The organism is Streptococcus suis YS56, from assembly GCF_000440115.1.
GTDB lineage: Bacteria > Bacillota > Bacilli > Lactobacillales > Streptococcaceae > Streptococcus > Streptococcus suis_L.
Genome location: NZ_ALMY01000052.1, coordinates 1 through 23,283, shown reverse-complemented (window position 1 = coordinate 23,283; position 23,283 = coordinate 1). Strand labels below are relative to the sequence as shown.

The window sequence follows — 23,283 nt, the reverse complement described above, 5'->3', positions numbered from 1 at the left end:
ATGACTCATCTTGGACAGCTTATTCACATGGAGCGAACAAAACGACAGGAATCTCAAGAAACCTTGGCAAAAGCAATCGGAGTGTCACGGCAAACAGTCTTAAACTGGGAAAAAGGTCGCACCTTACCTGATAGTACCAGTCTAGTTAGCATTGCCCAACGTTATCACCTATCTTTTGACCAGCTGATTGGCTTACAAGTCAAGGCTAAGAAAAGGCGGGTCTGGATAAATTACCTGATTCTCCTAATCCTATTCAGTCTTGGTATATTTGTCGGTGGTAATGCCATGCTCTTGTTCCCCTTCCTCATCGTTTTCCTTATCCAAGAATTCATGTTGACCAAATCTTTATAAAGCGAGGTCATCGTATGGTCCGAAAAAATCGGCTATTTATTGCATTTATTGTTCTTGGCGTACTCCATCTGCTAGTCAAGCTTCACCGCTATTTAGGATTTAGTCCGACTTATAGTCTTTACTACCAGCTTGCTAGTTTTATCTTGCTATTTGCACTTGGCATATACTACTATAAAGAGCTTCTTTGGACTGATTTTGGAAAAATGCGGAGCTGGAAACTGCTTTATCAATTCCCCTTGTTTTATCTCGCAGACTTTTTGGTCATGTATGGCGGAAGCTTTTTCCAATACATGCTAATGAAATCACTTCATATCTCAGAAGGTATAGGTAACGTTACAGCAGTTGACAAGATCAACCAAATCTTCCCACTTCCAATCTTTTTATTGATAGTGGGAATCATCGGTCCGATTGTTGAAGAACTTTTTTATCGAAAAGTTTTACAGGATTTTCTGAAAAATGTTGTGAGCCCATGGCTGGCTATTGTCTTGCAAGGTCTCATTTTTGGGTTAGGACATGCTAGATCTCTGGACAGTTCAGAAATTATCAGTACAATTCCTCAGATTTGTTCAGGTATTTACTTGGGCTATCTCTATCATAGAACAGATAATCTTTGCTACCCAATGTTCGTTCATTGCTTAGGTAACCTATCCATCGGATATTGAAACCCAGCTTCGCTATCAATAGCGAGGCTTTTTATGGTACAATGGAAAGACATAAATTATCATCGATAAAGGAAGTATATGTACGACTATATCAAAGGAATTTTAACGAAAATCACTGCAAAGTATATTGTAGTAGAAACGCATGGAGTTGGTTATCTTTTACAGGTAGCCAATCCCTACGCTTACTCTGGGAAGATCCAACAAGAAGTGACGGTCTATACCCATCAGGTGATCCGAGAAGATGCCCATTTGCTCTACGGATTTATGACAGAAGCTGAAAAATCTGTTTTTCTCAGCCTGATTTCAGTATCAGGTATTGGTCCGACAACGGCTCTAGCAATTATTGCCGTTGACGATAATGACGGTCTGGTGCGTGCTATTGAGCAAAAGAATATTACCTATCTGACCAAGTTTCCAAAGATTGGCAAAAAAACAGCCCAGCAGATGATTTTGGACTTGGAAGGCAAGTTTGTCATGAGCGAAGAAGCGAGTCCTGTTCAACAAGTAGCACCATCCAGTGAAAATATCGCTCTTGATGAAGCTATGGAAGCCATGGAAGCCCTTGGCTACCGACCAGCCGAACTCAAGAAAATCAAGAAATTCTTCGACGGCACCAACGACACCGCCGAAAACTACATCAAGTCAGCCCTCAAAATGTTGATGAAGTAATAAGATACAAAGGACGTAAAGGACAAAGAGAAAATAGGAAACCTAACGCAGAGCCTTTAGGCTCTAGGCAGGTTTATCTTTTTCTCACAGTCCGTAGTCCGTGTTCAATTACCAATACCAGTATGATGGTTGCTGAATCAAGTAGCTAAAAGTATTAAGTAAACCATATGTGAGAAGGAGTGTCTATGTCCCGTTGTGCGTGGGTTAATCCCAACAATCCACTCTATATTGCCTACCATGATGAAGAATGGGGCAAGCCGCTTCATGATGAGTGGGCTCTGTTTGAGTTGCTCTGCTTGGAGTCTTACCAAGCAGGACTTTCCTGGGAAATTGTTCTCAATAAACGCCAGGCTTTTCGCTCTGCTTTTTTCAACTATGATATTCAAAGGGTTGCTACTATGACAGATAGCGAGTTAGACGATCTTCTTGCCAATCCCAACATCATTCGCCACAAGGCAAAGCTGTACGCAACCCGCGCCAATGCCCAGGCTTTTCTTCGAGTACAGGAGGAATTCGGTACGTTTGATACGTATCTTTGGGAATGGGTGAACGGTGCAACAATTGACAACCCTGTCAAGTCCTTCCGAGAATTGCCGACTAAGAACGACTTGTCTGAGCAAATTTCAAAAGATTTGAAAAAGCGAGGTTTCAAATTTGTAGGTCCTGTCTGTATTTATTCTTATTTGCAGGCGGCGGGTCTTTTAAATGAACACGAAGAATCTTGTGATTTTCGAAAACCATTACGAACTAATTAGATGAGCGAGCAATCGCACCCTAGATAGAGGAGGAATATGAAAGCAGAACTAATCGCGGTTGGAACGGAAATCCTGACAGGCCAAATCGTTAATACCAATGCTCAGTTCCTTTCGGAGAAATGTGCAGAGCTGGGAATTGATGTTTATTTCCACACAGCTGTTGGAGATAATGGAAACAGGCTTCTGTCTGTACTGGAGATAGCCAGCAAACGCAGTGATGTGGTTATCCTGTGTGGAGGTTTAGGTCCAACGGAAGATGATTTGACCAAGCAGACCCTGGCGACCTTCTTAGGTAGAAAATTGGTCTTTGATGATGGAGCCATGGCAAAATTAGACCGTTTCTTTGCTAGTCGTCCAGGTCGTGTCCGTACACCAAATAATGAACGTCAGGCACAGATTGTGGAGGGAAGTCAGGCGCTACAGAATCCAGCTGGTTTAGCTGTTGGTGGTATGATTGAGCAAGATGGGGTGACCTATATTGTTTTGCCTGGCCCACCAAGTGAGCTCAAGGCCATGTTTTCTGAGAGTCTCTTGCCTTTATTGCCCCAATCTCAGCAGCAACTTTATTCGCGTGTCCTACGCTTTTTTGGCATTGGTGAAAGCCAGTTGGTGACTGTTTTGGCGGACTTGATTGACAAGCAGACAGACCCAACTCTGGCACCCTATGCTAAGGTTGGAGAGGTGACTTTACGTTTGTCCACCAAGGCGACCAACCAAGAAGAAGCAAATCTACGTTTGAATCAGTTGGAAGAAGAAATCTTACAACATGACAAATTGGCAGACTATTTCTATGCCTACGGAGAGGACAATAGTTTGGCTCAAACGGTAGCGACTCGTTTGGTGGAGAAAAAACAAACCATTGCTATCGTCGAACAGGGGACAGGTGGTCTCTTGCAAGCTGAATTGAGCCTGGCTTTGGCTGATCAGCCGTATTTTAGCGGAGGGAAAGTCATCGGTCAGAAGGGAATAGAATCGGGCTGGCTATCAGAAGATGCAGGTCGCATTCGACAGGAGCTGCAAGCTGATTTAGGGCTGGCTGTGTCGGTGCTTATCAAGCCTGAATCAACAAAGGACAACGTACTTGCAAAAGTATATCTCACTTTGGCTACGACCTCGGGTATTTCCCAAAAAGAGATAGATTTAGGTGGTTATTCGTGGCAACACATCCGTCAGTTAGCTTGCTTACAGGCTTTAGATTTTGTACGAAACACTTTGTGAAATAGCAGATATTTGCTATAATAGTTTGATTAAGAAAAGAGGAGAACAGCATTGGCTAAGAAACCTACGAAAAAATTAGAAGAAATTACAAAGAAATTTGGAGATGAGCGTAAAAAAGCACTTGACGATGCCCTTAAATCCATTGAAAAAGATTTTGGTAAGGGTGCAGTAATGCGCTTGGGAGAGCGTGCAGAACAGAAGGTTCAGGTTATGAGTTCGGGTAGCTTGTCTATTGATATCGCCTTAGGTGCGGGTGGCTATCCGAAGGGGCGTATCATTGAGATTTACGGTCCAGAGAGCTCAGGTAAGACAACTGTTGCCCTTCATGCAGTAGCTCAAGCCCAGAAAGATGGCGGTATTGCTGCCTTTATCGATGCGGAGCATGCCTTGGATCCAGCCTATGCAGCAGCTCTTGGTGTCAATATTGATGAGTTGCTCTTGTCACAGCCAGACTCAGGGGAACAAGGTCTTGAAATTGCTGGTAAGTTGATTGACTCTGGTGCGGTTGACTTGGTTGTTGTTGACTCGGTTGCAGCCCTTGTACCACGTGCAGAAATTGACGGTGATATTGGTGATAGCCACGTTGGTTTGCAGGCTCGTATGATGAGTCAGGCCATGCGCAAACTCGGTGCATCCATCAACAAGACAAAAACAGTAGCCATTTTCATTAACCAGTTGCGTGAAAAAGTCGGTGTCATGTTTGGTAACCCTGAAACAACACCTGGTGGACGTGCGCTTAAATTCTATGCATCTGTCCGTATGGATGTTCGTGGAAACACACAAATCAAAGGAACAGGCGACAAGAAAGATCAAAACGTTGGTAAGGAAACCAAGGTGAAGATTGTGAAAAACAAGGTGGCGCCACCATTTAAAGAAGCTGTTGTTGAAATCATGTACGGTGAAGGAATTTCTCGCACAGGTGAATTGATTGAGATTGGTAGCAACCTCGGCATCATCCAAAAAGCAGGTGCTTGGTATTCATATAATGGAGAAAAAATTGGCCAAGGTTCTGAAAATGCTAAGAAATTCTTAGCAGATAATCCAGCAATCTTTGATGAAATTGACCGCAAGATTCGTATTCATTATGGCTTGATTGAAGCAGATGGAGTTGAAGAGGTTGTGACCGAACAAGCCCCAGTTGCTGCGGAAGAGATCCAAGATGTTATCCTAGATCTTGATGGCGGTATTGAATTAGAAGATTAATTCCTAACAAAATAGATTTAATATTGAACTATTTCCACCTATATTTTATAGGTGTGTGCGAAGTTGCTTAGTATAAGCACGAAAAAGTCTGGAGATTCCAGGCTTTTTTCTAATAAAAACCGAATTTTTACCCCAAAATTTAAAGTTTTTTTAAAAAATAGGTCTGCAGACCGAGGGAATTTATGATATAATAGTCTATAATGTGCTTAATAAAATGTAGCAAAGGAGTGACTACATGATTAAAATTTATACTGTATCTAGTTGTACTTCTTGTAAGAAAGCGAAAAATTGGTTAAATGCTCACCAATTATCTTATAATGAGCATAATCTTGCGAAGGAAGCCATTACTAAGGAAGAAATCCTAAACATCTTAACAAAAACAGAGAATGGTATTGCAAGTATCGTATCGTCAAAAAACCGTTATGCAAAGAGTCTGGACTTTGATATTGAAGAGTTGAGTGTGAATGAGGTCATTGATTTAATTACCTCTAACCCACGTATTTTGAAGAGTCCAATCTTGATTGACGAGAAACGACTTCAAGTGGGCTATAAAGAAGATGATATACGCGCTTTCTTGCCACGTGCAGTGCGCAATGTTGAAAATGCTCAAGCTCGTATGAGAGCAGCTCTATAAGATGTACAAAAGGACTCTTTTGGGGTTCTTTTTGCGCATTTTTTGAGAATAATTAAAATTTGTGATATAATGTAAAAAATAGGGAAAGAAGGTGTAAGTATGGGATTTACCGAAGAAACCGTTCGTTTTCGCCTAGATGACACAGATAAACAAGAAATCAGCAAAACATTGACTAGTGTTTATCGTTCGCTAGAGGAAAAGGGCTATAATCCGATTAACCAAATCATTGGCTATGTATTAAGTGGGGACCCTGCTTATATTCCTCGCTATAATGATGCCCGCAATCAGATTCGTAAGCATGAACGAGATGAAATCATTGAAGAATTGGTGCGCTACTATTTGAAAGGGAATGGGATTGACCTCTAATGAGAATAATGGGATTAGACGTCGGTTCCAAGACAGTTGGTGTAGCCATTTCAGATCCGTTAGGTTTCACGGCCCAAGGGTTGGAAATCATCCCAATCGATGAAGAAAAGGGCGAATTCGGTCTGGAGCGTTTGACCGAACTTGTAGAACAGTACAAGGTTGATAAATTTGTTGTAGGCTTGCCGAAGAATATGAATAATACTAGTGGTCCACGTGTGGAAGCTAGTCAAGCTTACGGTGATTTATTGACTGAGCGTTATAAACTTCCAGTTGATTATCAGGATGAACGTTTAACAACTGTTGCAGCAGAACGGATGCTGATTGAGCAAGCGGATATCAGCCGAGGAAAACGCAAGAAAGTTATTGATAAATTAGCAGCTCAGCTGATTTTACAAAATTATTTAGATAGAACATTTTAAAGGAGATTCTAATGGCACATCATCATGACCATGAACACGACCACAACCACGACGAACGTGAATTGATTACTTTGGTAGACGACCAAGGTAACGAAACACTTTTTGAAATCTTATTGACGATTGATGGTCAAGAAGAGTTTGGTAAGAACTATGTTCTCTTGATTCCTGCAAGTGCAGAAGAAGATGAGAACGGAGAAGTTGAAATCCAAGCTTACTCATACATTGAGAATGAGAATGGCACAGAAGGCGATTTGCAACCTATCCCAGAAGACGCAACAGCAGAGTGGGATATGATTGAAGAAGTCTTTAACAGCTTTATGGAAGAGGAATAAAAAGGTCCAGTGGACCTTTTTATCATGAGCCTGAAAACAAGAAAGCGAATTAAGGTCCACTGGACCTTTTTATCATGAGTTGAAAATCAAAGAGCGAATTGAGGTTCGGTGGAGTGAAACAGTCTGGGGAGAAATGAATCATGAGCCAGAAAATCAAAAGGGAGGCCAGATGAAAGATAGTTTTACAGAAAGAAGTAAGAGGCTGAGTGAGGAATTAGAGAGGCATCTACTGGCTGATAAAAATATTTTGGTCATATTAGACATAATGGATAGAAGTAATGAAGAATCCTGAAATAAAAGTTTTGGGATTTTTTAAATTTTTAAGTAAAAACTCTTGCAATGAGAAATATAATCTGATAGAATGTTCTAGTGCCGTAAAAATTACGGCTATAGCTTTGATGCAAGAGGTTGCGACACGCTCGGTTGCATTGCCACGCGACTCGTGTTGGTTTTCTTGTGGAGCTAGCCTATTATGTTAAATAGACGAAAAGGAGAAAAAGATGGCAAACAAAAAAATCCGCATCCGCTTGAAAGCGTACGAACACCGTACACTTGATACAGCAGCTGCAAAAATCGTTGAAACTGCAACACGTACAGGTGCTCAAGTAGCAGGTCCAGTTCCACTTCCAACAGAACGTAGCCTCTACACAATCATCCGTGCGACTCACAAGTATAAAGATTCTCGTGAGCAGTTCGAAATGCGTACACACAAACGTTTGATCGACATCATCAACCCAACTCAAAAAACAGTTGACGCTTTGATGAAATTGGATCTTCCAAGTGGTGTAAACGTAGAAATCAAACTTTAATTGATTTTGAGCATGAAAAACGCTCGTTAAAAACTTTTTAATACAAAATAAGAAAAGGAATATTTTTCTCATGACAAAAGGAATCTTAGGGAAAAAAGTGGGAATGACTCAAATCTTCACTGAATCTGGTGAATTTATCCCTGTTACTGTCATCGAAGCAACTCCAAACGTTGTTCTTCAAGTGAAAACAGTTGAAACTGATGGTTATGCAGCAGTTCAAGTTGGTTTTGATGACAAACGTGAAGTATTGAGCAACAAACCTGCCAAAGGCCATGTAGCTAAAGCTAACACAGCTCCTAAGCGCTTCATTCGTGAATTCAAAAACATTGAAGGCTTGGAAGTTGGACAAGAAATTACAGTTGAAACTTTCGCAGCTGGCGATGTTGTTGATGTAACGGGTACCTCTAAAGGTAAAGGTTTCCAAGGTGTTATCAAACGCCATGGTCAATCACGTGGTCCTATGGCTCACGGTTCTCGTTACCACCGTCGTCCAGGTTCTATGGGTCCTGTTGCACCTAACCGTGTATTCAAAGGTAAAAACCTTGCAGGTCGCATGGGTGGCAACCGTGTAACAATTCAAAACCTTGAAGTTGTACAAGTTGTTCCAGAAAAGAACGTTATCCTTATCAAAGGTAACGTACCAGGTGCTAAGAAATCTCTTATCACTATCAAGTCAGCAGTTAAAGCTGGTAAATAATAAGGAAAGGGGAAATCAGTCGAAATGGCAAACGTAACATTATTTGACCAAACTGGTAAACAAGCTGGTGAAGTAGTTCTTAACGATGCGATTTTTGGTATCGAGCCAAACCAAGCAGTTGTATTTGATGTGATTATCAGCCAACGTGCTAGCCTTCGTCAAGGTACTCACGCAGTTAAAAACCGTTCAGCAGTCTCAGGTGGCGGACGCAAACCATGGCGTCAAAAAGGAACTGGACGTGCTCGTCAAGGTTCTATCCGTTCACCACAATGGCGTGGCGGTGGTGTAGTCTTCGGACCAACTCCGCGTTCATACGCGTACAAACTTCCACAAAAAGTTCGTCGCTTGGCACTTAAATCTGTTTACTCAGAAAAAGTTGCTGAAAACAAATTTGTAGCTGTTAACTCACTTGAATTCACAGCTCCAAAAACTGCTGAATTTGCAAAAGTACTTGCAGCATTGAGCATTGATTCTAAAGTCCTTGTTATTCTTGAAGAAGGCAACGAATTCGCAGCTCTTTCTGCTCGTAACATCCCAGGAGTTAAAGTTGCAACTGCAACAACTGCAAGCGTACTTGACATCGCAAATGCAGACAAACTTCTTGTAACTCAAGCAGCTATCTCTAAAATTGAGGAGGTTCTTGCATAATGAATTTGTATGATGTTATCAAAAAACCTGTCATCACAGAAAGCTCAATGGGCCAACTCGAAGCAGGCAAGTATGTATTTGAAGTTGACACTCGTGCACACAAACTCTTGATCAAGCAAGCTGTTGAAGCTGCATTTGAGGGTGTTAAAGTTGCAAATGTTAACACAATCAACGTGAAACCTAAAACAAAACGCGTAGGTCGTTATGTAGGTCGCACAAACAAAGTGAAAAAAGCAATCATCACATTGGCTGCTGATTCAAAAGCGATCGAATTGTTCGCTACAGCTGACGCTGAATAATCAAAGGAGGAATTAACGTGGGTATTAAAGTTTATAAACCAACGACAAATGGCCGTCGTAACATGACTTCTTTGGACTTCGCTGAAATCACAACAAGCACTCCAGAAAAAAGCTTGCTTGTTGCTTTGAAGAGCAAAGCTGGTCGTAACAACAACGGTCGCATCACTGTTCGTCACCAAGGTGGCGGTCACAAACGTTTCTACCGTTTGGTAGACTTCAAACGTAACAAAGATGGCGTTGAAGCAATCGTTAAAACTATCGAGTACGATCCAAACCGTTCAGCAAACATCGCTCTTGTACACTACACAGACGGTGTTAAAGCTTACATCATTGCTCCTAAAGGTCTTGAAGTTGGTCAACGCATCGTTTCAGGCCCAGAAGCAGATATCAAAGTTGGTAACGCACTTCCACTTGCAAACATCCCAGTCGGTACTGTTGTTCACAACATCGAGTTGAAACCAGGTCGCGGTGGTGAGTTGGTTCGTGCTGCTGGTGCATCTGCACAGGTTCTTGGTCAAGAAGGTAAATACGTTCTTGTTCGCCTTCAATCAGGTGAAGTTCGTATGATCCTTGGTACTTGCCGTGCTACTGTTGGTACTGTAGGTAACGAACAACATGGCCTTGTTAACCTTGGTAAAGCAGGTCGTAGCCGTTGGAAAGGTATCCGTCCAACAGTTCGCGGTTCTGTAATGAACCCTAACGATCACCCACACGGTGGTGGTGAAGGTAAAGCACCAGTTGGTCGTAAAGCACCATCTACACCATGGGGTAAACCAGCTCTTGGTTTGAAAACTCGTAACAAGAAAGCTAAATCTGACAAACTTATCGTTCGTCGTCGCAACCAAAAATAATCTATTCTTAGTTGCTTAGCATTCTATATCATCCGCCAACTCGGTAGTCCGCTATTTTGCGGACAAGCCGCTGTGGTACATATTTTAAAGGAGAACACACTAAAATGGGACGTAGTCTTAAAAAAGGACCTTTCGTCGATGAGCATTTGATGAAAAAAGTTGAAGCTCAAGCAAACGACGAAAAGAAAAAAGTAATTAAAACTTGGTCACGTCGTTCAACGATCTTCCCAAGTTTCATCGGTTATACAATCGCAGTTTACGATGGACGTAAACACGTACCTGTATACATTCAAGAAGACATGGTAGGTCACAAACTTGGTGAATTTGCACCAACTCGTACTTACAAAGGTCATGCTGCTGACGACAAGAAAACTCGTCGTAAATAATTTAGGAGGAAAACACAATGGCAGAAATTACTTCAGCTAAAGCAACTGCTCGCACAGTACGTGTTTCACCTCGTAAATCACGTCTTGTCTTGGATAACATCCGTGGCAAAAGCGTAGCAGACGCAATCGCAATCTTGAAATTCACACCAAACAAAGCTGCAGGCATTATCGAGGGAGTTTTGAACTCAGCAATCGCTAACGCTGAAAACAACTTTGGTTTGGAGAAAGCTAACTTGGTAGTCAGCGAAGCATTCGCAAACGAAGGACCAACGTTGAAACGTTTCCGTCCACGTGCGAAAGGCTCTGCTTCACCAATCAACAAACGCACAGCTCACATCACTGTAGTTGTGGCAGAGAAATAAGGAGGTAAAAACGTGGGTCAAAAAGTACATCCAATTGGTATGCGTGTTGGCATCATCCGTGATTGGGATGCTAAATGGTATGCTGAAAAAGAATACGCGGATTACCTTCATGAAGATCTTGCAATCCGCAACTTTATCAAAAAAGAATTGGCTGATGCGTCAACATCAACAATCGAAATCGAACGTGCTGTAAACAAAGTAATCGTTTCTATCCACACTGCTAAGCCAGGTATGGTTATCGGTAAAGCTGGTAGCAACGTTGATGCACTTCGTGCTCAATTGAACAAATTGACTGGTAAACAAGTACACATCAACATCATCGAAATCAAACAACCTGATTTGGATGCACACCTTGTTGGTGAGTCAATCGCTCGTCAATTGGAGCAACGTGTGGCATTCCGCCGTGCTCAAAAACAGGCTATCCAACGTGCAATGCGCGCTGGTGCAAAAGGTATCAAAACACAAGTTTCAGGTCGTTTGAACGGTGCTGATATTGCCCGTGCAGAAGGCTACTCAGAAGGAACTGTTCCTCTTCATACACTTCGTGCGGATATCGACTACGCTTGGGAAGAAGCTTTGACAACTTACGGTAAACTTGGTGTTAAAGTATGGATCTACCGTGGTGAAGTTCTTCCAGCTCGTAAAAACACTAAAGGAGGTAAATAACAAATGTTAGTACCTAAACGTGTAAAACACCGTCGTGAATTCCGTGGAAAAATGCGCGGTGAAGCTAAAGGTGGAAAACAAGTAGACTTTGGTCAATACGGTCTTCAAGCAACTACTAGCTCATGGATTACAAACCGCCAAATCGAAGCTGCCCGTATCGCTATGACGCGTTACATGAAACGTGGTGGTAAAGTTTGGATCAAAATCTTCCCACACAAATCATACACTGCTAAAGCTATCGGTGTACGTATGGGTTCTGGTAAAGGTGCTCCTGAAGGTTGGGTAGCTCCAGTTAAACGCGGTAAGGTTATGTTTGAAGTAGCTGGCGTTTCTGAAGAAATTGCACGCGAAGCATTCCGCCTTGCTGGTCACAAATTGCCAGTTAAAGTTAAATTCGTAAAACGTGAAGCAGAATAAGGAGAAGACATGAAACTTCAAGAAATTAAAGATTTTGTAAAAGAACTTCGTGGCCTTTCTCAAGAAGAACTTGCTAAGAAAGAAAACGAATTGAAGAAAGAACTCTTCGAACTTCGTTTCCAAGCTGCTGCTGGTCAACTTGAGCAAACTGCTCGTTTGAACGAAGTGAAGAAACAAATTGCACGTATCAAAACTGTGCAATCTGAAACTAAATAATAGATTGGGAAAGGAGAATTTCAATGGAACGCAATAATCGTAAAGTTCTTGTTGGACGCGTAGTATCTGACAAAATGGACAAAACAATCACAGTTGTAGTTGAAACTAAACGTAACCACCCAGTCTATGGTAAACGTATTAACTACTCTAAAAAGTACAAAGCTCATGATGAAAACAATGTTGCTAAAGAAGGCGATATCGTTCGTATCATGGAAACTCGCCCACTTTCAGCTACAAAACGTTTCCGTCTTGTAGAAGTTGTGGAAGAGGCAGTTATCATTTAATCAACCTGAAAGGAGAAAATTGACATGATTCAAACAGAAACTCGTTTGAAAGTTGCTGACAACAGTGGCGCACGTGAAATCTTGACAATCAAAGTTCTTGGTGGTTCAGGACGTAAATTCGCGAACATCGGCGACATCATCGTTGCTTCAGTAAAACAAGCTACTCCTGGTGGTGCGGTTAAAAAAGGTGACGTTGTTAAAGCCGTTATCGTTCGTACTAAGACAGGTGCTCGTCGTGCTGATGGTTCATACATCAAATTCGATGAGAATGCTGCAGTTATCATCCGTGAAGACAAAAACCCTCGCGGAACTCGTATCTTTGGCCCAGTGGCGCGCGAATTGCGTGATGGCGGTTTCATGAAAATCGTTTCATTGGCACCAGAAGTACTTTAATCTAACAAACTAAGTCCCCTGTTATCTCACCAGAGTAACAGGGTGCCCGTTAGGGCGTAAGAAATTATAGGAGAAATCAAATGTTTGTAAAAAAAGGCGATAAAGTTCGCGTAATCGCTGGTAAAGACAAAGGCGTTGAAGCAGTTGTCGTAACAGCACTTCCAAAAGTAAACAAAGTTATTGTTGAAGGTGTTAACATCGTTAAGAAACACCAAAAACCAAATAGCGAAAACCCTCAAGGCGCTATCGTTGAAAAAGAAGCTCCAATCCATGTGTCAAACGTTCAAGTTCTTGACAAAAATGGTGTTGCAGGACGCGTTGGTTACAAGTTTGTAGACGGCAAAAAAGTTCGCTACAACAAAAAATCAGGCGAAGTGCTTGATTAATCACGAAGGAAAGGAGAAGTATAATGGCAAATCGTTTAAAAGAAAAATATCTTAATGAAGTAGTTCCTGCTTTGACTGAACAGTTTAACTATTCTTCAGTTATGGCTGTGCCAAAAGTTGATAAGATCGTTTTGAACATGGGTGTTGGTGACGCTGTTTCTAACGCTAAAAACCTTGAGAAAGCTGCTCAAGAATTGGCTTTGATCTCAGGTCAAAAACCACTTATCACTAAAGCTAAGAAATCAATCGCCGGCTTCCGTCTTCGTGAGGGTGTTGCGATCGGTGCGAAAGTAACTCTTCGTGGCGAACGTATGTATGAGTTCTTGGACAAATTGGTTACAGTTTCACTTCCACGTGTACGTGACTTCCACGGTGTACCAACTAAGTCATTTGACGGACGTGGTAACTACACACTTGGTGTGAAAGAGCAATTGATCTTCCCAGAAATCAACTTCGACGATGTTGATAAGACTCGCGGTATGGATATCGTTATCGTTACAACTGCTAACACTGACGAAGAATCACGTGCATTGCTTACTGGCCTTGGTATGCCGTTTGCAAAATAAGAGGGAGAGAATAAATGGCTAAAAAATCAATGATCGCTAAGAACAAACGCCCAGCTAAGTTCTCTACACAAGCTTACACACGCTGTGAAAAATGTGGACGTCCACACTCAGTTTACCGCAAATTCAAATTGTGCCGTGTATGCTTCCGCGACTTGGCTTACCTTGGACAAATTCCTGGCGTAACAAAAGCTTCTTGGTAAGATAAGATGTGAGAGCGTTTAGCAACCAACGCAAAGATAGGAGATTTGACGACGAAGTCCACTTCTAGAAAAATCTATCTTCTTTGCTAAGGTTGTAGCTCGAACTCAATTGTATAAATAAACCCGATACAAAGTTTGCTTGTCAATTTGAACACGGGCGAAAGCCTGTGTGAAAAAAGAGACGCAGTCGTTTCAGCCTTGGCTGAATTACGAATGTGGCTACCATTAGGTGCAAACTTTCCTAGAAACGAGGTTTCTTCGTCAAGTTTTCTATTTTCACTTTGGCTTTTAGCGCCCTTTGTATCATGAATTAACTAGCAAGTGATTCAATCAAACTGCTAGTAAGAGGAGAAACAACAAATGGTTATGACTGACCCAATTGCAGATTTTTTGACACGTATTCGTAACGCTAACCAAGCAAAACACGAAGTGCTTGAAGTACCTGCATCAAATATCAAAAAAGGTATTGCTACAATCCTTAAAAACGAAGGTTTTGTAAAAAACGTTGAATTCATCGAAGATGACAAACAAGGCATCATCCGCGTATTCTTGAAATACGGACCAAACGGTGAAAAAGTTATCACTAACTTGAAACGCGTTTCAAAACCAGGTCTTCGTGTTTACTCAAAACGTGAAGATATTCCAAAAGTTCTTAACGGACTTGGTATCGCAATCATCTCAACATCAGAAGGTCTTTTGACTGACAAACAAGCTCGTCAAAAGAACGTTGGTGGTGAGGTTATCGCATACGTTTGGTAATTGGATGATACCAAGAGCGTAGTGACCCAAGTGAAAATAGGAAATCAAACGAAGAATACTTGCATTCAAGTTTGATTTATCTTTTTCACACAGGTCACAGCTCGGGTTCAAATCTAATAATCTGATTTGAAGGTATTATGAAACCAAACTAGAACAAGATTCACTAATTGAACACGCCTACAACTCTTTGAAAAAAGATAAACTCTCCTTAGATGCTCAAGCATCAGCAGTCGAGTTTCCTATTTTTCTTCGAGTTGCTTAACGGCTTTGTATCTTGTTCACCCCGTGAAAACTAGTCGCTAGACGGCTTGATAATTTAACAGGAGAATTAAAAAATATGTCACGTATTGGTAATAAAGTAATTACATTGCCTGCTGGTGTTGAGCTTGCTCAAAACAACGGCGTGGTAACTGTAAAAGGACCTAAAGGGGAATTGACTCGTGAATTCCCAACTGCTATTGAAATCCGTGTGGAAGGCACAGAAGTTACTCTTCACCGTCCAAACGATTCAAAAGAAATGAAGACTATTCACGGTACTAGCCGTGCTAACCTCAACAACATGGTTGTTGGTGTTTCTGAAGGCTTCAAAAAAGAACTTGAAATGCGTGGTGTCGGTTACCGTGCTCAATTAGCTGGTAACAAATTGACACTTGCTGTTGGTAAATCACATCCAGACGAAGTGGTTGCACCAGAAGGTATCACATTTGAAGTTCCAACACCAACACAAATCGTCGTGTCTGGTATCAACAAAGAAGTTGTTGGTCAAACAGCAGCTTACATCCGTAGCCTTCGTGCTCCTGAGCCATACAAAGGTAAAGGTATCCGCTACGTTGGTGAATTCGTTCGCCGTAAAGAAGGTAAAACAGGTAAATAATAGCTTGCTGAGGTGGCTTAGCCACCTGGCTGACTATTTCTCAAATTGTTTCGTAAGAAACAGAATCATACATTAAGAGGTGAATATTGTGATTTCAAAACCAGATAAAAACAAAATCCGCCAAAAACGCCACCGTCGCGTTCGCGGTAAAATCTCTGGAACTGCTGCTCGCCCACGTTTGAACATTTTCCGTTCTAATACAGGCATCTACGCTCAAGTGATTGATGACGTAGCGGGTGTAACGCTCGCAAGCGCTTCTACTCTTGATAAAGAAGTTTCAAAAGGTACTAAGACAGAACAAGCTGTTGTTGTAGGTAAACTCGTTGCTGAACGCGCGGTAGCTAAAGGTATTTCTGAAGTGGTCTTTGACCGCGGTGGATATCTCTATCACGGACGTGTGAAAGCTTTGGCTGAATCAGCTCGTGAAAACGGATTGAAATTCTAATAGGGAGGACACTAAGAAATGGCATTCAAAGATAACGCAGTTGAAATTGAAGAACGCGTAGTAGCCATCAACCGTGTTACAAAAGTTGTTAAAGGTGGACGTCGTCTTCGTTTTGCAGCTCTTGTGGTTGTTGGTGACCGTAACGGTCGCGTGGGTTTCGGTACTGGTAAAGCTCAAGAAGTACCAGAAGCTATCCGTAAAGCAGTTGAATCTGCTAAGAAAAACATGATTGAAGTACCAATGGTTGGTACAACAATCCCTCACGAAGTTCGCTCAGAATTTGGCGGCGCTCGTGTATTGTTGAAACCTGCTTCAGAAGGTTCTGGGGTTGCTGCCGGTGGTGCAACTCGTGCCGTAATCGAATTGGCAGGTATTGCAGATGTGACTTCTAAGTCACTTGGTTCAAACACACCAATCAACATCGTTCGCGCAACAGTTGAAGGTTTGAAACAATTGAAACGTGCTGAAGAAGTGGCTGCACTTCGTGGCATCTCAGTTTCTGATTTAGCATAAGAAAGGAGATACTCATGGCTCAAATTAAAATCACTTTGACTAAGTCTCCAATCGGTCGCAAACCAGAACAACGTAAAACAGTTGTTGCACTTGGACTTGGTAAATTGAACTCTTCAGTTGTTAAAGAAGATAACCCAGCTATTCTTGGAATGGTTAACGCTATCTCTCACTTGGTAACTGTAGAAGAAGTTAAATAATCTAACAAATAGACTAAGTCGCATAGAGAAATCTTTGCGACTTCTAGTCCATTTTACATATTTACATATAGCGAGTTTGTGGAGGAAGACTCTTGTACTTCACAGGCGCTAGCATATAAAAGAGGAGAAATAATAATGAAACTTCATGAATTGCAACCTGCTACAGGTTCTCGTAAAGTCCGCAACCGTGTAGGTCGTGGTACATCATCAGGTAACGGTAAAACATCTGGCCGTGGTCAAAAAGGTCAAAAAGCTCGTAGCGGTGGCGGTGTTCGCCCAGGTTTTGAAGGTGGACAAACTCCATTGTTCCGTCGTCTTCCAAAACGTGGATTTACAAATATCAACGCTAAAGAGTACGCAATCGTTAACCTTGATCAATTGAACGCTTTTGAAGATGGTGCAGAAGTAACACCAGTTGTGCTTATCGAAGCTGGAATCGTTAAAGCTGAAAAATCAGGAATTAAAATTCTTGGTAACGGTGAATTGACGAAGAAATTGACAGTTAAAGCTGCTAAATTCTCTAAATCAGCTGAAGAAGCAATCACTTCTAAAGGTGGCTCAGTAGAAGTCATCTAAGAGGTGACAGCCTATGTTTTTTAAACTTTTAAAAGATGCCTTAAAGGTAAAATTGGTACGTAGTAAAATTCTATTTACTATCTTTATCCTTTTTGTCTTCCGCGTAGGAACCCACATTACAGTACCAGGAGTAAACGCAAAGAGTCTTGAAGCCTTGTCAAATGTTCCATTTTTGAACATGTTGAGCTTGGTTTCGGGAAATGCTATGCGTAATTTCTCAGTTTTCGCACTAGGGGTTAGTCCTTATATTACAGCTTCCATCATTGTTCAACTTTTGCAAATGGATATTTTACCTAAATTTGTTGAATGGGGTAAGCAAGGTGAAGTTGGTCGTCGTAAACTGAATCAGGCAACACGCTACATTTCTTTGGTACTGGCATTTGTTCAATCTATTGGTATTACAGCAGGCTTTAATGCCTTGTCTGGTGCAAAATTGACCAATATGCCATTAAATTGGCAAACATATTTGTTGATTGGATCAATTTTGACAACAGGTTCGATTATTGTAACCTGGTTGGGGGAACAAATTTCTGAAAAGGGCTATGGTAATGGTACATCAATGATCATCTTTGCGGGTATCATTTCATCACTACCAGGGACTTTTCACGAGATTTACATTGATCGCTTTGTTAATATTGAATCAAGTCGTTTGGGGGAGTCAGCAATCTTTGTTGCTGCACTCGTCGTATTAATATTCTTTGTTGTGTATTTTACAACTTTTGTACAACAAGCAGAATATAAATTACCAATTCAATATACAAAACGTGCACAAGGAGCACCTTCTAGCTCATATTTACCGTTGAAATTGAATCCAGCAGGAGTTATTCCCGTAATCTTTGCAGGCTCAATCACTGCAGTTCCAACTTCTTTGATTCAATATTTCGCAAGTCAAAATAAGAGTGCCGGGTGGTTATTGACGGTTCAGGAATACTTTGATTATTCAACTGCTAAAGGTATGATTGTATATGCAGGTTTAATTATTGCCTTTACGTTCTTCTACACCTTTGTTCAAGTAAATCCTGAGAAGACTGCAGAAAGCCTTCAGAAAAGTGCAGCCTATATCCATGGAGTTCGTCCTGGTAATGGCACTGAACAGTTTTTGTCAAAATTATTGACAAGATTGGCAGTAATCGGTGCACTCTTCTTGAGTTTTGTAGCTTTGTTGCCTATCCTTGCGCAAAATCTCTTTGGGCTTTCTTCAAGCATTGCGTTCCTTGGTACAAGTTTGATTATCGTAATCTCTACAAGTATCGAAGGCATCAAGCAATTAGAAGGCTACCTTCTTAAGAGAAAATATGTAGGTTTCTTAGAAATTACAGAATAGAATATAGGTTGACCTAGTCAACCTTCTATTTTGTTTTTAGATAAGTTTGTCAATAATGGCAAATTTATGTGAAAACAAAATAAGGAGTTTGTCATGAATCTTTTAATTATGGGTTTACCAGGTGCTGGTAAAGGGACACAAGCGGCCAAGATTGTTGAGAAATTCAATGTTGCTCATATTTCAACAGGAGATATGTTCCGTGCAGCAATGGTCAATCAGACTGAAATGGGTATTCTTGCCAAGTCGTACATCGATAAGGGGGACCTCGTTCCCGATGAAGTTACTAATGGCATTGTCAAAGAACGGTTGGTTCAGGACGACATCAAGGAAAAAGGCTTTTTGCTAGATGGCTATCCTCGTACGATTGAACAAGCTCATGCCTTGGATGAAAATTTGGCTGACTTAGGAATTGAGTTGCAAGGTGTTATCAATATTGAGATTGATCCTTCAAAATTGGTAGAGCGTCTCAGCGGTCGTATTATTCATAAAGAAACCGGAGAGACTTTCCACAAAGTATTCAATCCACCTGTTGGAGACTACAAAGAGGAAGACTTCTATCAACGTGAAGATGACAAGCCAGAATCTGTCAAACGTCGTTTAGAGGTCAATATCGCACAAGGACAGCCAATCATTGATCATTATCGTGCAAAAGGGCTGGTCCATGATATTGAAGGTGACCAAGACATTGACCTTGTTTTCCAAGCAATTGATACAGTACTATCAAAATTGCAATAAACTAATAGATTTGGCTTGCATTTTTTATACAAAGATGATAAAATAGCCTAGTCTGACTTATAATTGTTACCTCTGTGTTCAGAGGACATCAAATCGATATTTAGAGAGGGGTTACTTTTGCATGGCAAAAGAAGATGTGATTGAAATTGAAGGCAAAGTAGTCGATACAATGCCAAATGCTATGTTTACTGTTGAGTTGGAGAACGGACACCAAGTCCTTGCAACTGTTTCAGGTAAAATCCGTAAAAACTACATTCGTATTTTGGTCGGTGACCGCGTAACTGTTGAGCTTAGTCCATACGACTTGACACGTGGACGTATCACATACCGCTTTAAATAGTCGAAATACTTGGAGGGATTAAACATGAAAGTAAGACCATCGGTCAAACCAATTTGCGAATACTGCAAAGTTATTCGTCGTAATGGTCGTGTTATGGTGATTTGCCCAGCAAACCCTAAACACAAGCAACGTCAAGGTTAAGAAATAGAAAGGAGAAAACATGGCTCGTATTGCTGGAGTTGACATTCCAAATGACAAACGTGTAGTTATTTCATTAACTTATGTTTATGGTATCGGTCTTGCAACATCTAAAAAAATTCTTGCAGCTGCAGGTATTTCAGAAGATGTACGCGTGAAAGATTTGACATCAGATCAAGAAGATGCTATTCGTCGTGAAGTTGATGCAATCAAAGTTGAAGGTGACCTCCGTCGTGAAGTTAACTTGAACATCAAACGTTTGATGGAAATCGGTTCATACCGTGGTATCCGTCACCGTCGTGGACTTCCTGTCCGTGGACAAAACACTAAAAACAATGCCCGCACTCGTAAAGGTAAAGCTGTTGCGATTGCAGGTAAGAAAAAATAATATAGGAGGTAGAAAAATTGGCTAAACCAACACGTAAACGTCGTGTGAAAAAGAATATCGAATCTGGTATTGCTCATATTCACGCTACATTTAATAACACTATTGTTATGATTACTGATGTGCATGGTAACGCTATTGCTTGGTCATCAGCTGGTGCTCTTGGTTTCAAAGGTTCTCGTAAATCTACACCATTCGCAGCTCAAATGGCTTCAGAAGCAGCTGCTAAATCTGCACAAGAACACGGTCTTAAAACAGTTGAAGTTACCGTTAAAGGCCCAGGTTCAGGTCGTGAGTCTGCTATCCGCGCTCTTGCTGCCGCTGGTCTTGAAGTAACAGCAATTCGTGATGTGACTCCTGTACCACACAATGGTGCTCGTCCTCCAAAACGTCGCCGTGTATAATCATACATTCCATACACAGCTTTTCGTTTAAGAGGGAGTAAGAAATGATTGAGTTTGAAAAACCAACAATAACAAAAATTGATGAAAATAAAGATTACGGCAGATTTGTGATCGAACCATTAGAACGTGGTTACGGTACAACTCTTGGTAACTCTCTTCGTCGTGTACTTCTTGCCTCACTTCCAGGTGCTGCAGTAACATCAATTAAAATTGATGGTGTACTCCACGAATTCGACACAGTTCCAGGTGTTCGTGAAGATGTTATGCAAATTATTCTTAACATCAAAGGCATTGCTGTAAAATCTTATGTCGAAGACGAAAAGAAAATTGAACTTGATGTAGTAGGTCCAGCTGAAGTAACAGCAGGAGACATTCTTACAGATAGTGACATTGAAATTGTAAACCCTGACCATTATCTCTTTACCATTGCTGATGGTGCCACTTTTAAAGCTGTTTTGACTGTCAATTCAGGTCGTGGTTATGTACCAGCTGAGGGTAATAAGAAAGATGATGCACCAGTGGGAACACTTGCTGTAGATTCTATCTATACGCCAGTGAAGAAAGTCAATTATCAAGTTGAACCAGCTCGAGTTGGTAGCAACGATGGTTTTGACAAATTAACACTTGAAATCAACACAAATGGCACCATTATTCCAGAAGATGCTTTAGGTCTTTCTGCACGCATTTTGATGGAGCACTTAGGTCTCTTCACTGACTTGACTGAAGTTGCAAAATCTGCAGAAGTGATGAAAGAAGCTGAAGTGGCTTCAGATGATCGTATGCTTGATCGTACGATTGAAGAATTGGATCTATCTGTTCGCTCATATAACTGTCTGAAACGTGCAGGCATTAACACTGTATTCGACTTGACAGAGAAAACTGAGCCAGAAATGATGAAAGTGCGCAATCTTGGTCGCAAGAGTCTTGAAGAAGTTAAAGTTAAATTGACTGATCTTGGTCTAGGATTGAAAAAAGATAAATAATATAGGAGGGAATCATGGCATACCGTAAACTAGGACGCACTAGCTCACAACGTAAAGCAATGTTGCGCGATTTGACAACTGACCTTTTGATCAACGAATCAATCGTTACAACTGAAGCTCGTGCTAAAGAAATCCGTAAAACAGTTGAAAAAATGATCACACTTGGTAAACGTGGTGATTTGCACGCACGTCGTCAAGCAGCAGCATTTGTTCGTAACGAAATTGCATCTGAAAACTATGATGAAGCAACTGATAAGTACACTTCTACTACAGCACTTCAAAAATTGTTCTCTGAAATTGCACCTCGTTATGCAGAACGTAATGGTGGATATACTCGTATCCTCAAAACTGAACCACGTCGTGGCGATGCTGCACCAATGGCAATTATTGAACTTGTATAAGATCATCAATTTTGTTGAGTGTTATGATGATGGAATCCTATTCTGATTCTTAGTCTAGCTCTGGTCTACCGCTGAGCTTGTCTCAGCGGTAACACTCATCATGTTGATTGGACGCTTGTTTACGAAATTACTCTAAGATAGAATAATTTCGTAAGCAGGCGTTTTTATTTTACTCAAAAATTTTGATATACTTATAAAATGAATAGAGAAGATAGAATATCCATAGGCAATTGTTTTGAAGAATACTATTTTGCTAACATTAAAGAAAAGCCAGAATTGTTTATAGGTGTAGAATTAGAATATCCGATAGTTAATATCTCAGGGAAAGCAACTTCTATTCAAGTCGCTACAGATATGATGCGACACATTTCTAATCAAAATGGATTTACAATCATCAAAAGAGATGATAGAGGAAATCCGATAGAACTCCAGCACGAGTCGGGAGACCTCATACTATTTGAAGTCACGTATAATACACTAGAATTTGCATTCGCAAAAGCAAAAAATATTGGTAGTGTAGAAGAGCCCATAAAGAATATCTAGCGAATATTCAATATTATTTGCGCCAAAATGGACATGAATTGCAGGGGTTAGGGATAAATCCCAATTGGGAAAATAATGACAATAGACCGGTAGATATGGGCCGATATAGGATGTTGATGAACTATCTCAAGCTAGGAGAAGGCAAACCTAATATGCATCCCTATACTAGATATGCTGGCTTTATTTGCGGAAATCAAGTGCAGTTTGATGTGGGTCGAAAATCCTTTTTACGAGTCATTAATGCGTTTAACAAAATTGAGGCAGCGAAGGCGTTTTTGTTTGCAAATTCACCATTCGACCAGATAGATGATATGGCCCTTACTAGGGATTATTTTTGGGAATATTCAATGCATGGCCTCTTAAAGAATAACGTTGGTATCTACTCAGAGGAATTTCATACTGAGGCAGAATATCGTCAATACCAAGAAGAGTCCGCAATGTTTTATGTCATCAGGGATAACTGTTATAGTTGTTTAGTTTTTATTTAATATATGATAAAATAGACTTATGACTTACGGAATTGATTTTAGAAAACGCGTTATTGCCTATGTCCAATCAGGACACACAAAAAAGGAAACCTGTGACCTATTTGGTATTGGAACCGATACCTTGTACCGTTGGGAGACACAGCTGAAAAATGAAGGACATCTGAATCGTAAACCACGAGCTCGTAGTCCTCGCAAACTTCCGCATGACCGCTTGAAAGCCTATGTCAAGGAACATCCAGATGCTTTCTTAAGGGAAAATGCAGAGCATTTTAACTGCAGTATTCCATCTGTTTGGGCAGCCCTAAAAAAGTGAATATCACTTTAAAAAAAGACCACAACCTATAAAGAACAAGATAGCGAAAAGGTGAGACGCTATCTTGATGTTTTAG

The 23,283-nt window shown here is 40.9% G+C and carries 43 protein-coding genes; all 43 read left to right on the top strand.

Features of this window, described 5'->3' with window-relative positions; genetic code table 11:
* Nucleotides 1-351 (top strand): helix-turn-helix domain-containing protein, encoded by a 351-nt coding sequence (locus SST62_RS1000000111900; protein WP_029186633.1) that lies wholly within the window; start codon nucleotides 1-3, stop codon nucleotides 349-351.
* A 14-nt stretch (nucleotides 352-365) separates the two neighbouring features.
* The gene (locus SST62_RS1000000111895; protein WP_029186632.1) at nucleotides 366-1,013 is read left to right on the top strand and encodes a CPBP family intramembrane glutamic endopeptidase; all 648 of its coding nucleotides are present in this window, start codon (nucleotides 366-368) and stop codon (nucleotides 1,011-1,013) included.
* Nucleotides 1,014-1,091: 78 nt separating this feature from the next.
* Nucleotides 1,092-1,682, top strand: a complete 591-nt coding sequence (gene ruvA / locus SST62_RS0105875; RefSeq protein WP_029186631.1) for a Holliday junction branch migration protein RuvA — start codon at nucleotides 1,092-1,094, stop codon at nucleotides 1,680-1,682.
* A 185-nt stretch (nucleotides 1,683-1,867) separates the two neighbouring features.
* Nucleotides 1,868-2,437 (top strand): DNA-3-methyladenine glycosylase I, encoded by a 570-nt coding sequence (locus tag SST62_RS0105870; protein WP_029186630.1) that lies wholly within the window; start codon nucleotides 1,868-1,870, stop codon nucleotides 2,435-2,437.
* Between the two features lie 36 nt (nucleotides 2,438-2,473).
* Entirely contained in the window at nucleotides 2,474-3,655 is a 1,182-nt protein-coding gene (locus tag SST62_RS0105865; RefSeq protein WP_029186629.1) for a competence/damage-inducible protein A, read from the top strand.
* 51 nt (nucleotides 3,656-3,706) lie between these two features.
* Complete coding sequence (gene recA, locus SST62_RS0105860) at nucleotides 3,707-4,858, top strand: recombinase RecA (RefSeq protein ID WP_029186628.1); 1,152 nt, start codon at nucleotides 3,707-3,709, stop codon at nucleotides 4,856-4,858.
* A gap of 235 nt (nucleotides 4,859-5,093) precedes the next feature.
* Nucleotides 5,094-5,492: a transcriptional regulator Spx gene (gene spx, locus SST62_RS0105855; RefSeq protein ID WP_002939362.1), complete on the top strand. Its 399-nt coding sequence runs from the start codon at nucleotides 5,094-5,096 to the stop codon at nucleotides 5,490-5,492.
* Nucleotides 5,493-5,591: 99 nt separating this feature from the next.
* On the top strand, nucleotides 5,592-5,858 hold the full coding sequence (locus SST62_RS0105850; protein ID WP_002939360.1) for an IreB family regulatory phosphoprotein: 267 nt from the start codon (nucleotides 5,592-5,594) through the stop codon (nucleotides 5,856-5,858).
* The gene (gene ruvX / locus SST62_RS0105845) at nucleotides 5,858-6,277 is read left to right on the top strand and encodes a Holliday junction resolvase RuvX (RefSeq protein WP_002939356.1); all 420 of its coding nucleotides are present in this window, start codon (nucleotides 5,858-5,860) and stop codon (nucleotides 6,275-6,277) included. Before SST62_RS0105850 ends, ruvX begins: the two co-directional genes overlap by 1 nt.
* Nucleotides 6,278-6,288: 11 nt before the next feature.
* Nucleotides 6,289-6,609, top strand: coding sequence for a DUF1292 domain-containing protein (locus tag SST62_RS0105840; protein ID WP_002939343.1), 321 nt, complete (start codon nucleotides 6,289-6,291; stop codon nucleotides 6,607-6,609).
* A 169-nt stretch (nucleotides 6,610-6,778) separates the two neighbouring features.
* The gene (locus SST62_RS1000000113015) at nucleotides 6,779-6,901 is read left to right on the top strand and encodes a hypothetical protein (RefSeq protein WP_266578202.1); all 123 of its coding nucleotides are present in this window, start codon (nucleotides 6,779-6,781) and stop codon (nucleotides 6,899-6,901) included.
* 208 nt (nucleotides 6,902-7,109) lie between these two features.
* Nucleotides 7,110-7,418: a 30S ribosomal protein S10 gene (rpsJ, locus tag SST62_RS0105830; protein ID WP_002939332.1), complete on the top strand. Its 309-nt coding sequence runs from the start codon at nucleotides 7,110-7,112 to the stop codon at nucleotides 7,416-7,418.
* Between the two features lie 70 nt (nucleotides 7,419-7,488).
* Nucleotides 7,489-8,115, top strand: a complete 627-nt coding sequence (gene rplC, locus SST62_RS0105825; protein ID WP_011921686.1) for a 50S ribosomal protein L3 — start codon at nucleotides 7,489-7,491, stop codon at nucleotides 8,113-8,115.
* 24 nt (nucleotides 8,116-8,139) lie between these two features.
* Nucleotides 8,140-8,763: a 50S ribosomal protein L4 gene (gene rplD, locus SST62_RS0105820; RefSeq protein WP_004195490.1), complete on the top strand. Its 624-nt coding sequence runs from the start codon at nucleotides 8,140-8,142 to the stop codon at nucleotides 8,761-8,763.
* On the top strand, nucleotides 8,763-9,062 hold the full coding sequence (locus tag SST62_RS0105815) for a 50S ribosomal protein L23 (RefSeq protein WP_004195491.1): 300 nt from the start codon (nucleotides 8,763-8,765) through the stop codon (nucleotides 9,060-9,062). Before rplD ends, SST62_RS0105815 begins: the two co-directional genes overlap by 1 nt.
* A gap of 17 nt (nucleotides 9,063-9,079) precedes the next feature.
* Entirely contained in the window at nucleotides 9,080-9,913 is an 834-nt protein-coding gene (gene rplB, locus SST62_RS0105810; RefSeq protein WP_002936663.1) for a 50S ribosomal protein L2, read from the top strand.
* Nucleotides 9,914-10,017: 104 nt separating this feature from the next.
* Nucleotides 10,018-10,299: a 30S ribosomal protein S19 gene (rpsS, locus tag SST62_RS0105805; RefSeq protein ID WP_000533766.1), complete on the top strand. Its 282-nt coding sequence runs from the start codon at nucleotides 10,018-10,020 to the stop codon at nucleotides 10,297-10,299.
* A 17-nt stretch (nucleotides 10,300-10,316) separates the two neighbouring features.
* Nucleotides 10,317-10,661 carry a 50S ribosomal protein L22 gene (gene rplV, locus SST62_RS0105800; protein WP_002936662.1) on the top strand — a complete coding sequence of 115 codons (345 nt, stop codon included), beginning with the start codon at nucleotides 10,317-10,319 and terminating at the stop codon, nucleotides 10,659-10,661.
* A gap of 12 nt (nucleotides 10,662-10,673) precedes the next feature.
* Nucleotides 10,674-11,327 carry a 30S ribosomal protein S3 gene (rpsC, locus tag SST62_RS0105795; RefSeq protein WP_002936661.1) on the top strand — a complete coding sequence of 218 codons (654 nt, stop codon included), beginning with the start codon at nucleotides 10,674-10,676 and terminating at the stop codon, nucleotides 11,325-11,327.
* Between the two features lie 3 nt (nucleotides 11,328-11,330).
* Nucleotides 11,331-11,744: a 50S ribosomal protein L16 gene (rplP, locus tag SST62_RS0105790; protein ID WP_002936660.1), complete on the top strand. Its 414-nt coding sequence runs from the start codon at nucleotides 11,331-11,333 to the stop codon at nucleotides 11,742-11,744.
* Between the two features lie 9 nt (nucleotides 11,745-11,753).
* Nucleotides 11,754-11,960 (top strand): 50S ribosomal protein L29, encoded by a 207-nt coding sequence (rpmC, locus tag SST62_RS0105785; RefSeq protein WP_002936659.1) that lies wholly within the window; start codon nucleotides 11,754-11,756, stop codon nucleotides 11,958-11,960.
* Between the two features lie 23 nt (nucleotides 11,961-11,983).
* A complete protein-coding gene (rpsQ, locus tag SST62_RS0105780) occupies nucleotides 11,984-12,244 on the top strand; it encodes a 30S ribosomal protein S17 (protein WP_000440801.1) in 261 nt (86 codons plus the stop codon).
* A 24-nt stretch (nucleotides 12,245-12,268) separates the two neighbouring features.
* Nucleotides 12,269-12,637 (top strand): 50S ribosomal protein L14, encoded by a 369-nt coding sequence (gene rplN, locus SST62_RS0105775; protein ID WP_002936658.1) that lies wholly within the window; start codon nucleotides 12,269-12,271, stop codon nucleotides 12,635-12,637.
* An 80-nt stretch (nucleotides 12,638-12,717) separates the two neighbouring features.
* A complete protein-coding gene (gene rplX / locus SST62_RS0105770) occupies nucleotides 12,718-13,023 on the top strand; it encodes a 50S ribosomal protein L24 (RefSeq protein ID WP_002936656.1) in 306 nt (101 codons plus the stop codon).
* Nucleotides 13,024-13,046: 23 nt separating this feature from the next.
* Entirely contained in the window at nucleotides 13,047-13,589 is a 543-nt protein-coding gene (gene rplE / locus SST62_RS0105765) for a 50S ribosomal protein L5 (RefSeq protein WP_002936653.1), read from the top strand.
* Nucleotides 13,590-13,603: 14 nt separating this feature from the next.
* Entirely contained in the window at nucleotides 13,604-13,789 is a 186-nt protein-coding gene (locus SST62_RS0105760; protein ID WP_002936651.1) for a type Z 30S ribosomal protein S14, read from the top strand.
* A gap of 360 nt (nucleotides 13,790-14,149) precedes the next feature.
* The gene (gene rpsH, locus SST62_RS0105755; protein ID WP_002936647.1) at nucleotides 14,150-14,548 is read left to right on the top strand and encodes a 30S ribosomal protein S8; all 399 of its coding nucleotides are present in this window, start codon (nucleotides 14,150-14,152) and stop codon (nucleotides 14,546-14,548) included.
* 337 nt (nucleotides 14,549-14,885) lie between these two features.
* Complete coding sequence (gene rplF, locus SST62_RS0105750; RefSeq protein WP_002936644.1) at nucleotides 14,886-15,422, top strand: 50S ribosomal protein L6; 537 nt, start codon at nucleotides 14,886-14,888, stop codon at nucleotides 15,420-15,422.
* 88 nt (nucleotides 15,423-15,510) lie between these two features.
* A complete protein-coding gene (rplR, locus tag SST62_RS0105745; RefSeq protein ID WP_002936641.1) occupies nucleotides 15,511-15,867 on the top strand; it encodes a 50S ribosomal protein L18 in 357 nt (118 codons plus the stop codon).
* Nucleotides 15,868-15,885: 18 nt separating this feature from the next.
* Nucleotides 15,886-16,380, top strand: coding sequence for a 30S ribosomal protein S5 (gene rpsE, locus SST62_RS0105740; protein ID WP_002936639.1), 495 nt, complete (start codon nucleotides 15,886-15,888; stop codon nucleotides 16,378-16,380).
* Between the two features lie 14 nt (nucleotides 16,381-16,394).
* Nucleotides 16,395-16,577, top strand: a complete 183-nt coding sequence (gene rpmD / locus SST62_RS0105735) for a 50S ribosomal protein L30 (protein ID WP_002936638.1) — start codon at nucleotides 16,395-16,397, stop codon at nucleotides 16,575-16,577.
* Between the two features lie 135 nt (nucleotides 16,578-16,712).
* Nucleotides 16,713-17,153, top strand: a complete 441-nt coding sequence (rplO, locus tag SST62_RS0105730; protein ID WP_002936637.1) for a 50S ribosomal protein L15 — start codon at nucleotides 16,713-16,715, stop codon at nucleotides 17,151-17,153.
* A 13-nt stretch (nucleotides 17,154-17,166) separates the two neighbouring features.
* The gene (gene secY, locus SST62_RS0105725) at nucleotides 17,167-18,477 is read left to right on the top strand and encodes a preprotein translocase subunit SecY (RefSeq protein WP_014637293.1); all 1,311 of its coding nucleotides are present in this window, start codon (nucleotides 17,167-17,169) and stop codon (nucleotides 18,475-18,477) included.
* A gap of 93 nt (nucleotides 18,478-18,570) precedes the next feature.
* Nucleotides 18,571-19,212 carry an adenylate kinase gene (locus SST62_RS0105720; RefSeq protein WP_029186627.1) on the top strand — a complete coding sequence of 214 codons (642 nt, stop codon included), beginning with the start codon at nucleotides 18,571-18,573 and terminating at the stop codon, nucleotides 19,210-19,212.
* Nucleotides 19,213-19,333: 121 nt separating this feature from the next.
* Nucleotides 19,334-19,552 carry a translation initiation factor IF-1 gene (infA, locus tag SST62_RS0105715; protein WP_002936627.1) on the top strand — a complete coding sequence of 73 codons (219 nt, stop codon included), beginning with the start codon at nucleotides 19,334-19,336 and terminating at the stop codon, nucleotides 19,550-19,552.
* A 24-nt stretch (nucleotides 19,553-19,576) separates the two neighbouring features.
* On the top strand, nucleotides 19,577-19,693 hold the full coding sequence (gene rpmJ / locus SST62_RS01000000111555) for a 50S ribosomal protein L36 (protein ID WP_001808836.1): 117 nt from the start codon (nucleotides 19,577-19,579) through the stop codon (nucleotides 19,691-19,693).
* A 19-nt stretch (nucleotides 19,694-19,712) separates the two neighbouring features.
* Complete coding sequence (rpsM, locus tag SST62_RS0105710; RefSeq protein ID WP_002936622.1) at nucleotides 19,713-20,078, top strand: 30S ribosomal protein S13; 366 nt, start codon at nucleotides 19,713-19,715, stop codon at nucleotides 20,076-20,078.
* 17 nt (nucleotides 20,079-20,095) lie between these two features.
* Nucleotides 20,096-20,479, top strand: coding sequence for a 30S ribosomal protein S11 (rpsK, locus tag SST62_RS0105705; protein ID WP_004195509.1), 384 nt, complete (start codon nucleotides 20,096-20,098; stop codon nucleotides 20,477-20,479).
* A gap of 44 nt (nucleotides 20,480-20,523) precedes the next feature.
* Nucleotides 20,524-21,462: a DNA-directed RNA polymerase subunit alpha gene (locus SST62_RS0105700; RefSeq protein WP_029186626.1), complete on the top strand. Its 939-nt coding sequence runs from the start codon at nucleotides 20,524-20,526 to the stop codon at nucleotides 21,460-21,462.
* Nucleotides 21,463-21,476: 14 nt separating this feature from the next.
* On the top strand, nucleotides 21,477-21,863 hold the full coding sequence (rplQ, locus tag SST62_RS0105695; RefSeq protein WP_000331493.1) for a 50S ribosomal protein L17: 387 nt from the start codon (nucleotides 21,477-21,479) through the stop codon (nucleotides 21,861-21,863).
* Nucleotides 21,864-22,061: 198 nt separating this feature from the next.
* A complete protein-coding gene (locus SST62_RS1000000111885) occupies nucleotides 22,062-22,406 on the top strand; it encodes a hypothetical protein (protein ID WP_029186625.1) in 345 nt (114 codons plus the stop codon).
* 17 nt (nucleotides 22,407-22,423) lie between these two features.
* Nucleotides 22,424-22,894: a hypothetical protein gene (locus SST62_RS1000000111880; protein WP_194283585.1), complete on the top strand. Its 471-nt coding sequence runs from the start codon at nucleotides 22,424-22,426 to the stop codon at nucleotides 22,892-22,894.
* A 19-nt stretch (nucleotides 22,895-22,913) separates the two neighbouring features.
* A complete protein-coding gene (locus SST62_RS0105685; RefSeq protein WP_029186623.1) occupies nucleotides 22,914-23,207 on the top strand; it encodes an IS630 transposase-related protein in 294 nt (97 codons plus the stop codon).
* Nucleotides 23,208-23,283: the final 76 nt, after the last annotated feature.